General features: G+C 64.1%; 10 protein-coding genes. 5 read left to right on the top strand and 5 right to left on the bottom strand.

The window, feature by feature from the left end; all coding sequences use genetic code 11:
* Positions 1–223: 223 nt before the first annotated feature.
* Both pdxY and NGR_RS27735 read left to right on the top strand, forming a co-directional pair.
* Positions 224–1105: a pyridoxal kinase PdxY gene (gene pdxY, locus NGR_RS27740; RefSeq protein WP_012709802.1), complete on the top strand. Its 882-nt coding sequence runs from the start codon at positions 224–226 to the stop codon at positions 1103–1105.
* A gap of 54 nt (positions 1106–1159) precedes the next feature.
* The gene (locus tag NGR_RS27735) at positions 1160–1801 is read left to right on the top strand and encodes a carbonic anhydrase (protein ID WP_164924691.1); all 642 of its coding nucleotides are present in this window, start codon (positions 1160–1162) and stop codon (positions 1799–1801) included.
* Between the two features lie 221 nt (positions 1802–2022).
* Here NGR_RS27735 and NGR_RS27730 read toward each other — a convergent pair whose 3' ends face one another.
* Positions 2023–2844, bottom strand: coding sequence for a lytic murein transglycosylase (locus NGR_RS27730; RefSeq protein WP_012709800.1), 822 nt, complete (start codon positions 2842–2844; stop codon positions 2023–2025).
* A gap of 284 nt (positions 2845–3128) precedes the next feature.
* Positions 3129–4163, bottom strand: a complete 1035-nt coding sequence (locus NGR_RS27725) for an aspartate-semialdehyde dehydrogenase (protein WP_012709799.1) — start codon at positions 4161–4163, stop codon at positions 3129–3131.
* Positions 4164–4672: 509 nt separating this feature from the next.
* Between NGR_RS27725 and NGR_RS27720 the strand changes: the two genes are divergently transcribed.
* Positions 4673–6565 (top strand): MFS transporter, encoded by a 1893-nt coding sequence (locus NGR_RS27720; protein WP_012709797.1) that lies wholly within the window; start codon positions 4673–4675, stop codon positions 6563–6565.
* 129 nt (positions 6566–6694) lie between these two features.
* On the opposite strand, the gene NGR_RS27715 is transcribed toward NGR_RS27720, so the two are convergent.
* Together NGR_RS27715 and leuB are read right to left on the bottom strand one after the other, a co-directional pair.
* Complete coding sequence (locus NGR_RS27715; RefSeq protein WP_012709796.1) at positions 6695–7393, bottom strand: phosphatase PAP2 family protein; 699 nt, start codon at positions 7391–7393, stop codon at positions 6695–6697.
* A gap of 126 nt (positions 7394–7519) precedes the next feature.
* Complete coding sequence (gene leuB / locus NGR_RS27710; RefSeq protein WP_164924536.1) at positions 7520–8632, bottom strand: 3-isopropylmalate dehydrogenase; 1113 nt, start codon at positions 8630–8632, stop codon at positions 7520–7522.
* 482 nt (positions 8633–9114) lie between these two features.
* Between leuB and NGR_RS27705 the strand changes: the two genes are divergently transcribed.
* A complete protein-coding gene (locus tag NGR_RS27705; RefSeq protein WP_012709794.1) occupies positions 9115–9756 on the top strand; it encodes a LysE family translocator in 642 nt (213 codons plus the stop codon).
* A gap of 84 nt (positions 9757–9840) precedes the next feature.
* Positions 9841–11904, top strand: coding sequence for a M3 family metallopeptidase (locus NGR_RS27700; RefSeq protein WP_012709793.1), 2064 nt, complete (start codon positions 9841–9843; stop codon positions 11902–11904).
* Between the two features lie 264 nt (positions 11905–12168).
* Here the strand turns inward: NGR_RS27700 and NGR_RS27695 are convergent, their stop codons facing one another.
* Complete coding sequence (locus tag NGR_RS27695; protein WP_012709792.1) at positions 12169–13437, bottom strand: glycerate kinase type-2 family protein; 1269 nt, start codon at positions 13435–13437, stop codon at positions 12169–12171.
* Positions 13438–13445: the final 8 nt, after the last annotated feature.

Here is a 13445-nt window from a genome sequence, read left to right as displayed (position 1 = left end):
TTTTATGCTGGATTTGGGCAAAATCGAGCCTGTTTTTGGAGAAATTCACGTAGAAACGACCTAAATCCATTTAAATCGAGGGTGATTTTGCGAAAATTTCTCAAAAAACGATGAAAACGAATAAAAACGCCGCAGCCACGTCAAGATCGTCCGGACCGGCTCCCTGTTGACAGGGCCGCAACAGCGGGCGATCACACGCCCAATCGAAGGATGGTCTCGCCCGATGTCCGAAATGCCCGCCGCGCCCGGCGCCGTCATCGTCATATCCAGCCATGTGATTCGCGGTTCGGTCGGCAATCGTGCCGCCGTGTTCGCCCTTGAGACGCTCGGCCACCGGGTATGGGCACTGCCGACGGTCATTCTTCCCTGGCATCCCGGCCATGGCCGCTCGACGCGGGTGGTGATGCCGGACGCGGATTTCCAGTCCATCATGGACGATCTCGCCAACGCCCCATGGGCGGGCGAGGTGCGCGCCGTCCTGTCCGGCTATCTCGGCTCGCCGGCCCAGGCCGAGGGCGTTCTCCGGCTGGTGGCGGCGCTCCGGGAACGCAATCCCGACCTCGTCTACGCCTGCGACCCGGTGATCGGCGACGCCAACGGGCTCTATGTGCCGGCCGAGATCGCGGCCGCCATCCGCGATCGGCTGCTGCCGCTGGCGACGCTGGCGACGCCCAACCGGTTCGAGCTCGCCTGGCTCGCCGGTGCGGCGCTTGAAACCAACCAGGCGATCCTCGACGCTGCGCTCGGTCTCGGGCCATCCCGCGTGCTGGTGACGTCGGCGATCCCGATGATGAGCGGCGGCACCGGCAATCTCTATCTTTCCGGGCGGCACGCGCTGCTTGCCGAGCATCGGCTGATCGACGATCCGCCGAACGGCACCGGCGACCTGCTTTCGGCCGTCTTTCTGGCGCGGCTGCTTCAGGGGCTTTCCGAGGAACGTGCGCTGCAGATGGCGACCGCAAGCGTGTTCGAGATCATCGCGCGCAGCCGCAAACGCGGTGCGGACGAACTGACGCTCGAACAGGATGCATCGAGCCTGGCGACGCCGATGGCGATGGTGCAGATGCGCCGGCTGATGCATCCGAGCCAGATGCGGCCGAAATAAAGAAACTGCTCATAATGGATTGATCTGTCGATCGCAGCGGAGTAACCGATGGACATGCAGCGCTTCCCGGAACATCTTCTGAACGGCTACCGTAACTTCATGAACGGCCGGTTCAGCGAACAGCAGCAACGCTACAAGAGCCTCGCAGAAACCGGCCAGAAGCCGAGGACGATGCTGATTGCCTGCTGCGATTCGCGGGCGGCCCCCGAGACGATCTTCGATTGCGGCCCGGGGGAGCTCTTTGTCATTCGTAACGTCGCCAATCTGATGCCGCCCTATGAGCCGGACGGGCACTATCACTCAACGTCGGCGGCTCTGGAATTTGCCGTCCAGTCGCTGCGCGTCAGCGATATCGTCGTCATGGGTCACGGCCGCTGCGGCGGCATCAAGGCGGCACTCGACCCGGACGCCGAACCGCTGTCGCCCGGCGATTTCATCGGCCGCTGGATGAACCTCTTGAAGCCGGCCGCGGAGCAGATTCAGAGCAACGCCGTCATGACGCTGTCGGAACGCCAGCGCGCCCTGGAGCGCGTATCGATCCGCAATTCGATCGCCAACCTCAGAACCTTTCCCTGCGTGCAGATTCTCGAGGCGAAGGGAAAGCTCGCTCTTCACGGCGCCTGGTTCGACATCTCGACCGGCGAGCTCTGGGTGATGGACGCCAAGACCGGCGATTTCGCCCGGCCGGGAACGTAAGACAGAAGAGCGCCTGCCGGCACCTTCTCCCCGCAAGCGGGGCGAACGGACTTGCGGCGGCGTCACAGTCCCCTTCTTGAGGAGGGCAGTATTGTTGTCTGCGGACCGCCGGACGTCTTCCGGATAAGTGCTGATCGTGCCTCAATGTCCCTTCTCCCCGTCAATACGGGGAGAAGGTGGCCGGCAGGCCGGAGGGGCGGAAACTGCGAACCGCGCTCTTCTCAGTCGCCGTCGATCTCGGCGCCGATGATGGCGATCGCCTGCTGGTAGACGCTGGCGGCGTTCCAGCCCTGGATCGCCGCGTAGTTCACCTCGCCCGGCTGGTAACCGCCGCCCGGCTGCCAGCCGTGGCCGCGCAGGAAGTTCGCGGTCGAGGCCAGGGCATCGGCCTTGGAGCGGACCATGTCGACATGGCCGTTGCCGTCGCCATCGACGCCGAATTTCAGGACGTTCAACGGGAGGAACTGTGTCTGGCCGATTTCGCCATGCGCAGCACCCCGGGCGGCGGGGCTGAGGTCACCCCGTTCGACGAGCTGAAGCGCGGCGTAGAGCTGGTCGGTGAAATAGGCCGAGCGGCGGCAGTCATAGGCGAGCGTCGAGACGGCGGAGAGCGTATGCTCCTTGCCCATGAAGGAGCCAAAGCCGGTTTCCATGCCCCAGATGGCGATCAGGGGACCGGCCGGCACGCCGTAGCGCTGCTCGATGCTGTCGAAAAGCCCTGCGTTCTGGGCGCGCATCTTGCGGCCGCGCGAGATGATCGCCTGGCCGCCGCGTTTCTGCATGAACTGGTCGAGCGACAGCTTGAAGCTTTTCTGGCCGCGGTCGGCGCGGATCGTCGCGCGGCTATAGGAGACGTTGGCGAGTGCCGCATTCAGCGCTGACGAACTGATGCCGTTGCCCGCGGCCTCGCGCTTGAACTCGGCGACCCAGGCGGAAAAGCCGCCGGCGTTGCTGCCGCATTGCGCCGCCGAGGCGGCTGCGGGAAGAATTGCTGTTGAGATGAGGGCTGCAAGCCCCGTTACTGCGCACCTTGCCATGTGCATGGTATACCCCGTCAAAGCCCCAATAATTGACTTGAAAAGCCCGCCCCGCCCGGGCCGTCGTTTCGCTCTCGTCCCCCCCTACAGCGCCGCGCGTCTTAATCAGACGCGCGAAGGTCGCTGTAGCACTTTGAAGTTCTGCATGTCTTTGTCCTTAAATCGAGGTCGATTTAAGGAGACATGCAGAAGGCAATGGTTTCACGTGAATCCACCGCCCGAACCTCAATGCGAAACCCCGCAAGGTCCGTTACCGAGCGGGGTTCGCATTCCATTTGTTTGTCGCCTCGTCAGGCGGCCTGCTTGCGCGGCTTGATCAGGCCGCGGTTGACAAGCAGTTCGGCGATCTGAACGGCGTTCAGCGCCGCACCCTTGCGCAGGTTGTCGGAAACGACCCACATGTTGAGGCCGTTCTCGACGGTTGCGTCCTCGCGGATGCGCGAAATATAGGTGGCGTCTTCGCCGGCGCATTCATAGGGCGTCACGTAGCCGCCGTTCTCGTGCTTGTCGACGACCAGGCAACCCGGCGCCTCGCGCAGAATGTCGCGCGCCTCGTCGGCGGTGATCTCGTTCTCGAATTCGATATTGACCGATTCCGAATGGCCGATGAACACCGGCACGCGCACCGCCGTGCAGGTCACCTTGATCTTCGGATCGAGCATCTTCTTGGTTTCGGCGAGAACCTTCCACTCTTCCTTGGTGTAGCCGTCTTCCATGAAGACGTCGATGTGCGGAATGACGTTGAAGGCGATGCGCTTGGTGAACTTCTTGCTCTCGATCGGATCGGCGACGAAGACGGCGCGCGTCTGGTTGAAGAGTTCGTCCATGCCGTCCTTGCCGGCGCCGGACACCGACTGGTAGGTGGAAACGACGACGCGCTTGATCTTGGCGTGGTCGTGCAGCGGCTTCAGCGCGACGACGAGCTGCGCGGTCGAGCAATTCGGGTTGGCGATGATGTTCTTCTTGGTGAAGCCTGAAACCGCGTCGGCGTTGACTTCCGGCACGATCAGCGGCACCTCGGCGTCGTAGCGCCAGGCCGAGGAATTGTCGATGACGACGCAACCCTGCTGGCCGATCTTCGGCGAGTACTTCAAGGAAACCGCGCCGCCGGCCGACATCAGGCAAATATCGGTGTCGGAGAAATCATAGGTTTCGAGGTTGGAGACCTTCAGCGTCTTGTCGCCGTAGGAGACCTCGGTGCCGACGGAGCGTGACGAGGCGAGCGCCACAACCTCATCCGCGGGAAATCCCCGTTCGGAAAGGATGTTCAGCATCTCCCGGCCGACATTGCCGGTGGCGCCTGCGACTGCAATCTTGAAACCCATGTTCTAAGCTCTCTTTCTGTCTCTCCTCGTCGGGTGGAGGCGGAGCCGCGCGGACCGTCCCGCGAAGATCCTGTCCCCGGCCGTACCGGGGAGAGAGCGGAGGGCCAGAGACGTCAGACGGTTTTCGTCGTCGTTTTGGCCGTTGTTTTGCTATTGAGCGAGAAAGAGCGTGCCTGCCCGGCGTGGGCCGGCAAGTTCAGCGCAGCGATGGACGAATTGTTCGGTCGCATCTCGTTTCCTCGTTCGCCGCTGCTCTTACCGGCTTTTCCACAAGAGTCAAGCCGCCGGCGCCTCTGCGCCCCGAATTGCCGGCCAGCGCAAGAGTGCTCGATTCCACGCCGCGCCCGATCGCCGCATTAGACGAAAGTCATAGGACGAAAGCATCCCTGCCTCGGGCAAGGCTTTTCTGACATCCTCTCAATCAGGCGTACCGCGTTTCGGGCTTCGGGGAGGAGGCGGAACGATCCAACGGGCGCCCAGAGTGCCTTTTGAAGTGGAGGATCATCAAAATGGCAAATGTCGCAACAGCGGACGGCATCAAAAAAGCCGGTCCCATGACCGCCGAGGAAAAGAAGGTCATCTTCGCTTCCTCGCTCGGTACCGTCTTCGAATGGTACGATTTCTATCTCTACGGATCGCTCGCCGTCTATATCGGCGCGACCTTCTTCAGCCAGTATCCGGAGACGACCCGCAACATCTTCGCGCTGCTTGCCTTTGCCGCAGGCTTCCTGGTACGCCCGTTCGGCGCGCTGGTCTTTGGCCGCATCGGCGACCTCGTCGGCCGCAAATATACCTTTCTCGTCACGATCCTGATCATGGGTCTGTCGACCTTCCTGGTCGGCGTGCTGCCCGGTGCTGCGTCGATCGGCATCGCCGCGCCGATCATCCTGATCGTCCTGCGCCTGCTGCAGGGCCTGGCGCTCGGCGGTGAATATGGCGGTGCCGCGACCTATGTCGCCGAACACGCGCCGCATGGCCGCCGCGGCTACTTCACCTCGTGGATCCAGACGACGGCGACGCTCGGTCTGTTCCTCTCACTGATCGTGATCCTGCTCGTGCAGTTCATGCTTGGCAAGGAGGCCTTCGCCGCCTGGGGCTGGCGCATACCCTTCCTGCTCTCCTGCGTGCTTCTCGGCGTCTCCGTCTGGATCCGGCTGAAGATGAACGAATCGCCGGCCTTTAAGAAGATGAAGGAAGAGGGCAAGGGTTCGAAGGCGCCGCTGACGGAGGCCTTCGGCCAGTGGCGGAATGCCAAGGTCGCGCTGCTGGCGCTTTTCGGTGCCGTCGTCGGTCAGGCCGTGGTCTGGTATTCGGGCCAGTTCTACGCCTTGTTCTTCCTGCAGAGCATCCTGAAGATCGACGGCCAGTCGGCGAACCTGATGGTTGCCGCCTCGCTCGTGCTCGGCACCGGCTTCTTCGTGTTCTTCGGCTGGCTTTCCGACAAGATCGGTCGCAAGCCGATCATCATGGCCGGCCTGCTGCTCGCCATGCTGACCTACTTCCCGCTGTTCAAGACCTTGACCTGGGCCGGCAACCCGGCTTTGGCCGAGGCACAGCAGAGTGTCCGCGCCACCGTCGCCGCCGCACCCGGCGACTGCAAATTCCAGTTCAACCCGACCGGGACGGCGAAGTTCACGACTTCGTGCGACATCGCAACGGCCTTCCTGACCAAGAACTCGGTACCCTACGACGTGGTGACCACGGCGGCCGCGGGGACACCGGCGACGGTGAAGGTCGGCGAGACGACGATCACCAGCTATGACGCCATTGCCGCCGGCGACAAGGCGAAGGCCGAGGACGCCGCGTTCAGCAAGCAGGTCAACATGGCGCTGCAGGCCTCGGGCTACCCGCTGGTGCGCGGTGCGGCCAAGGTGCCGGAGTCCAAGCTCGACGGCTTTGTTGCCGGCAATCCGGAACTGGCCCTCGACGCGGCCGCTATCCGCGCCGGCGAAAAGACCATGGTTCCGGCCGACAAGCTTGTCGCCGACAAGCTCCTCACCAAGGAGGAAGTCGGCAGTGCAACCGAAATGGCGGTCTATTCGATCGACAAGGGCGGCGCCTTCACGATGGTGGCCGACCCGGCTCGCGTCAACTGGACGGTAATCATCGCGGTTCTGACGGTTCTCGTCATCTATGTGACGATGGTCTACGGCCCGATCGCTGCCCTGCTCGTCGAGCTCTTCCCGACGCGCATCCGCTACACCGGCATGTCGCTGCCCTATCATATCGGCAACGGCTGGTTCGGCGGCCTGCTCCCGGCGACGGCCTTCGCGATGAGCGCCGCCAAGGGCGACATCTACTATGGTCTCTGGTACCCGATCGTCTTCGCCGGCCTGACGCTGGTGATCGGCCTGTTGTTCCTGCCGGAAACCAAGGACCGCGACATCCATCAGATGGACTGAGCGGGCGCGAATCCAGAGGCGGGATGCGGTCGGAAAACCGCTTCCCGCTTCCCATCAAGCTCTCCTGACTCCGGCGCGGCTTCCGCGCCGGCTTTTTTGTCTGTTGGGCGCGGCTTCCGCGCCGGCTTTTTATTTGGGCTCGGGCGGCGGCGTTGCTGTTTTCGGCGCCGGCCAGCCGTCGGCGTCGAAACGGAAGAGCCAGTCCCGCCGGGCGAAGAGAAAGGCGACCATTATCGACACCCAGAGGCCGAGCAGCAGGCCGGCGGCCACATCGCTCGGATAATGGGCCCCAACGATGACGCGCGACAGGCCGATCAGCAGCGCCAGGATCAGGAAGAGCGGCCGTAGCTCCGGCGTCAGCATCGCGAAGGCGCCGAAGAAGGCACCGGCTGCCGTCGAATGGCCGGACGGGAAGCTCTCGAACAGCCGGTCGCCGGTAAAGGGTGTAAGGCTGTAGGCGCCATAGTCGGCGAAGAGTTCCGGGCGGGCGCGGCCGATCAGGAACTTCAACCCATGCACCAGCACGCTTGCCGTGCCGATCGTCAGCAGGAAATAGGCCGAGAGATTGCGCGCGGCTCGGGCCCGTTGCCGGATGGTGTCGCGCTGCGAGGCGCGCCGGACGACAAAGGCGATCAGCAGCAGCGTTGCCGACGTATAGATCATCCAGGCGAAAGTGCCGAAGTCGGTGATCGTCCGGTTGAAGCCGACGATCTCGTCCGGCAGGGTTTGCGCCCATTCCGACAATTGCGGATCGAAAGGCACGAGAGCCAGTACGAGGACGATCGTCGTCAGCACGATCCAGGCTGTCGAGGCTAGCGGTTGGTTCATGTCGGTCTTTCCTGTCGCTTTCCTGCATGTGAAAACGAACACGGAAAAATCAAGGGATTCCAAAGAAAAACACCTCCGGAAGGCATCCGGAGGTGTCTGTGCGATTCATGGTGCCGGAATGGCCGATCAGGCCGAGAGCGCCTTGAATTCGGCGAGGATGGCGTCGCCCATCTCGACGGTGCCGACCTTGCGGCACCCTTCCGCCATGATGTCGCCGGTGCGGATGCCCTTGTCGAGCACGTTGGCGATCGCCTTCTCGAGATTGTCGGCTTCCTTTACCAGGTTGAAGGAGTAACGCAGGCACATGGCGAAGGAGGCGATCATGGCGATCGGGTTGGCGATGCCCTGGCCGGCAATGTCCGGCGCCGAGCCATGCACCGGCTCGTAGAGCGCCTTGCGCTTGCCGGTCTTGGCATCCGGCGCGCCAAGCGAGGCCGAAGGCAGCATGCCGAGCGAACCGGTCAGCATCGCGGCAACGTCGGAGAGCATGTCGCCGAACAGGTTGTCGGTGACGATGACGTCGAACTGCTTAGGCTGGCGGACCAGCTGCATGCCGCCGGCGTCGGCCAGCATGTGCTCGAGCTGCACGTCCGAATACTTCGCCTTGTGCGTCTCGGTAACCACCTGGTTCCAGAGCACGCCGGACTTCATGACGTTGCGCTTTTCCATCGAGCAGACGCGGTTGTTGCGGGTGCGCGCCAGTTCGAAGGCGACGCCGGCGATGCGCTCGATCTCGTAGGTATCGTAGACCTGGGTATCGATGCCGCGCTTCTGGCCGTTGCCGAGGTCGATGATCTCCTTCGGCTCGCCGAAATAGACGCCGCCGGTCAGTTCGCGGACGATCAGGATGTCGAGGCCCTCGACCAGCTCCGGCTTCAGCGAGGAGGCGTTGGCAAGCGCCGGGTAGCAGATGGCGGGGCGGAGATTGGCGAACAGTTCAAGATCCTTGCGCAGCCGCAGCAGGCCGGCTTCCGGCCGCACCTCATAGGGGACCGCATCCCATTTCGGTCCGCCGACCGCGCCGAAGAGCACGGCATCGGCGGCGAGCGCCTTCGCCATGTCCCCTTCCGAGATCGCCGCGCCATGGGCGTCATAGGCGGATCCACCCACAAGCCCCTCGTCCGTCACGAAGCCGGCGCCCTGCTCGGCGTTCATGTAAGCGATGATTTTGCGGACTTCCGCCATGGCTTCCGGGCCGATGCCGTCGCCGGGCAGAAGGAAGAGATTGCGCACAGTCATGGAAAGTCCTTCTCGAGGGGAAAACGACTGCATGTTTCCTCAAATCGTCGCCGATCGAAGGATAGAAGCATGCAGCCCTTCAAAAGTGCTACAGCGACCTAGGTGCGTCTGAACAGACGCACGGCGCTGTAGGCCGGTTCTTAACGCAACTTCGTATCGAGGGAAATCGCGTCGGCGAAAGATTTGTGCGCGCGCTTCCCCCGGTTCCCCCGGAAACAGAGGCGCGCACCCGCCTGTGGGACGGTGGTGGCGTGATCCGGTTCGCACAGCGAGGAACAACCCGTGCGCAAGTTTATTCGGGCCGTTGCAGATCTGGTCCGCGACACGATGGACATCCTTACCCTCCGAAAACCTTCACGCCGAGACTGATGCTGCCGGGCACGTCGGTCAGGCGGCCTTATGGCTGGCGGCCCATGCCGTTTCCGCTTGACGGAATCGGTGCCGGAGGCTCGAATGGCCAAATTGCAACCGGGGTTTTCAAGATGTCCGAGACGCTTCTCGTCGGTGCCTTCCTTGCCGCGCTGTCCTATACGCTGATCCCCGGCCCCGCCTTCCTGGCGCTGCTCGGCATCGGCGCCGGCCAGGGCCGGAAAGCCGGCGCGCTGTTCATGGGCGGCCATCTCGCCGGTGATATTCTCTGGTCGGCGCTGGCCCTCGTTGCGATCGTCGGCGCCCGGTCGATCGGAACGGCGATCTTCGACATTCTCGGCCTCTTCTGCGGTGCCTATCTCGCCTGGATCGGCTGGACGGCGCTCAGGGCCCGCCCGAAAGGCGAGAATCGAGCGCTGATGACGGTCGAGCGGCCGCTGCGGCGCGGACTGATCTTCGGGCTCACCAATCCCAAGGGCTACCCGGTGGCCCTCGCGACCTTTACGGCACTGCTCGCCGGTTCCGCCAATGCGCTGGAATTCAATGCCCTGCCGATGCTGCTCGCCGTGTCGCTGATCGGCTTCCTGATCGCCGACGTGATCCTGATCGCCATCATCGGTGCTTCGGTCGTCCGTCGCTTCTACCGGCGCCATGAGCTCACCATCGTTCGGCTTTCCGGGCTGCTGTTCATCGGCTTTGCGGCGCAGGCTGTCTGGCACGCGGCGCCGGGTCTTTTTGGCCTGCGCAAGCCTTGAAGCGGCCACGCTGATCAACCACTTCAAAACATCCCGTCCGGCTCGCCGATCCTCGCGCCGAGCTCCGCATGCGAAAGGAATCCCATGACCGTCAACGCTTCGCTCAACCCCGCTCTGGTGAACTGGACCGGCCATCAGGGCCTGCCGCGCTTCGAGGCGATCAAGGACGAGGACTTCGCCCCCGCCTTCGAGGCCGCCTTCGCGAGCCACGAGGCGGAGATCGACGCGATCGCCAGCAATCCGGAGCCGGCGAGCTTCGAAAACACCGTCGTCGCGCTGGAAATCGCCGGAGACGAGCTGTCGCGCGTTTCGGCGCTGTTCTGGACCAAGGCCGGCGCCCACACCAACGAGGTCATCCAGGCGCTGGAACGCGACATCGCGCCGAAGATGTCGCGCCACTATTCGAAGATCGGCACGAACCCGGCGCTGTTCAGCCGGATCGATACGCTGTGGGAGAAGCGGGAGAGGCTAGGCCTCGACCTGGAGGCGACGCGCGTGCTCGAGCGGCACTGGAAGGGTTTCGTCAAATCCGGCGCCAAGCTTCCCAAGCCCGAGCAGGACCGGCTTGCGGCGATCAACGAGACGCTCGCCGGTCTTGGCGCGAAATTCGGCCAGAACGTGCTGGCCGACGAGAAGAACTGGACGCTGCTGCTCGCGAGGGAGGAGGAACTCGGCGGGCTGTCGGATTTCCTGAGGGATGCGATGGCGGCCGTGGCGCGCGACCGCGGCGAGGACGGCAAATATGCCGTCACGCTGTCGCGCTCGATCATCGAGCCGTTCCTGACCTTCTCGGAAAACCGCGAGCTGCGCGAACAGGCCTTCAGGGCCTGGACGGCGCGCGGCGAAAACGGCGGCGAGACAGACAATCGCGGCATTATCGCCGAGACGCTTGTCCTTCGGGCCGAGAAGGCAAAGCTGCTCGGCTACGAGAACTACGCGGCGCTGAAGCTCGACGACACGATGGCGAAGACGCCCGAAGCGGTGAACGGCCTGCTGATGCAGGTCTGGGAAAAGGCGGTGGCGCGGGCCGGTGAGGAGGAGGCGGATCTCGCCGAGCTGATCGCCGCCGAGGGCCGCAACCACGAGGTGATGCCCTGGGACTGGCGTCACTATGCCGAAAAGCTCCGCGCCAAAAAGTTCAGCTTCTCGGAGAGCGAGCTGAAGCCCTATCTGCAGCTCGAAAAGATCATCGATGCCTGCTTCGACGTCGCGCGTCGCCTGTTCGGCATCACCGCGACGGAGAAGAAGGGCATTGCCGCCTATCATCCCGACGTTCGGGTCTTCGAGATCCGCGACGCATCGGGTAAACTCCTGGCGCTCTTCCTCGGCGACTATTTCGCCCGCTCCTCCAAGCGCTCGGGCGCCTGGATGAGTTCGTTCCAGTCGCAGCACAAACTGAAACTGAAGAATGGCGCGATCGGCGAAATCCCGATCGTCTACAATGTCTGCAATTTCGCAAAACCCGCCGACGGCAAGCCGGCCCTGCTCTCCATCGACGACGCGCGCACCCTCTTCCACGAGTTCGGCCACGCGCTGCACGGCATGCTGTCGAACGTCACCTACCCGTCGGTGTCGGGTACCGGTGTTTCGCGCGATTTCGTCGAACTGCCGTCGCAGCTCTATGAGCATTGGCTGACAGTGCCGCAGATCCTCAGGGAATATGCGGTGCATTACCGGACCGGGGAGCCGATGCCGCAGGCGCTGCTCGACAAGGTGCTGGCCGCCCGAACCTTCAATTCCGGCTTCGCCACCGTCGAGTTCACCTCGTCGGCGCTTGTCGACATGGCCTATCATACGGCAGAAAACATCAGCGACCCGATGGCGCTCGAAGCCGCGACGCTCGACAAGATCGGCCTGCCGAACTCGATCGTCATGCGGCATCGCAGCCCGCATTTCCTGCATGTCTTCTCGGGAGACGGCTATTCCGCCGGCTATTATTCCTACATGTGGTCGGAAGTGCTCGATGCCGACGCCTTCGCCGCTTTCGAGGAGACCGGCGATCCCTTCGACCCGGCGATGGCGGAAAAGCTCAAGAGCCACATCTATTCGGTCGGCGGGGCGATCGATCCGGAGGACGCCTACAAGGCCTTCCGCGGCAAGCTGCCGAGCCCGGATGCGATGCTCCAAAAGAAGGGGCTGGCGGCGTAGGAGAATTCCTTGAGGTGTCGGGCGCCATTGCCGCAGGCTCGTCGTTCCGCGTGATTACCCCTCCCCAACCCACCCCTTGTGGGCCCACAAGGGGGAGGGGCTCGGCGGCAGCCGCGATCGACTGCCCTTTTCGAACCTTCGCGCCTGCCGCAGGGGTTGATGTAGAGGCGGATGCGGAGCGGCAGGTTAGCCCTCCCCCCTTGTGGGCCACCTGTGGGGAGCATTCACACGCCGCCGCCTACCATGCTGCCCATGTAAGGCAGCTCAGCGCACCAGCATCGCCCGGAAATCGTTGACATTCGTCCCGGTCGGCCCGGGTACGAACAGGTCGCCGCTGGCGGAAAACGCCGACCAGGCGTCGTGGCGGGCGAGATGGGCGCGCGGGTCGACGCCTGCCGCCCGCATGCGGGCCACGCTCGCCCCGTCGGCAAAGGCGCCGGCATTGTCTTCCGAACCGTCGATGCCGTCCGTATCGGCGGCGAGCGCATCGATGCCGGCAACACCGTCGATGTCGAGCGCCAGCGACAGCAGGAACTCGCTGTTGCGGCCGCCCTTGCCGTAGTCCTTGGAAATCGTCACGGTCGTCTCGCCGCCGGAAAGCAGCACGACGGGCTTGCTAAACGGGCGGCCGCGCAGTGCCACCTCGCGGGCGAGTGCGGCATGCATCCGGCCGATGTCGCGCGCCTCGCCCTCGATCGCGTCGGAGAGGATCATCGCCTCGATGCCGGACTCTCTGGCGCGCGCCGCCGCCGCCTCGAGCGACACGCTTGCCGAGGCGATCACATGAACCTCGTTGCCGGCAAAGGCGGCATCATCGGGGCTCGGCGCCCGCGCCGCATCGGCGGAAAGATGCGCCATCACCCGCTCCGGCAACGCCATGGCATAGCGGGAAACGATCTCGCGCGCCTCCTCGAGGCTCGACAGGTCCGATACGGTCGGGCCGGAGGCGACGAAGGCCGGGTTGTCGCCCGGGACATCCGAGACGACGAGACTGACGACGCGCGCCGGCGCAGCGGCAAGCGCTAAGCGCCCGCCCTTGATTCGCGAGACATGCTTGCGCACCACGTTCATCGCCGAGATCGGCGCACCGGAGGCAAGCAGCGCCTTGTTGACGGCCATTTCGTCGTCAAGCGTCAAACCATTCGGCGGCGCCGGCAGCAGCGCCGAGCCGCCGCCGGAGATCAGCGCCACCACGAGGTCGTCGGCTGTCAGCCCCTTGACGAGATCGAGGAGCGCTGAGGAGGCGACAAGCCCTGCCTCGTCCGGCACCGGATGCGCCGATTGCAGCACTTTGATACGCTCGCACTTCTCGACCGGCCCATGGCGGGCGACCACGGCCCCTTCAATCGGGCCGTCCCAGAGCCGCTCGAAGGCGGCGGCCATCTGGCTTGCCGCCTTGCCGGCGCCGACGACGATGGTGCGGCCCTTCGGCCGCGCCGGCAGGTGGGCACGGATGGCGGCGTAGGGATCTGCCGCCACGACGGCGGCCTCGAAGAGGGAGGTCAGAAAGCGGCGCGGATCGGTCAATGCCATGAAATCAG

The sequence above is a fragment of the Sinorhizobium fredii NGR234 genome, from assembly GCF_000018545.1.
GTDB classification, from domain to species: Bacteria; Pseudomonadota; Alphaproteobacteria; order Rhizobiales; family Rhizobiaceae; genus Sinorhizobium; species Sinorhizobium fredii_A.
This window is presented reverse-complemented; position numbering and strand designations above follow the sequence as displayed.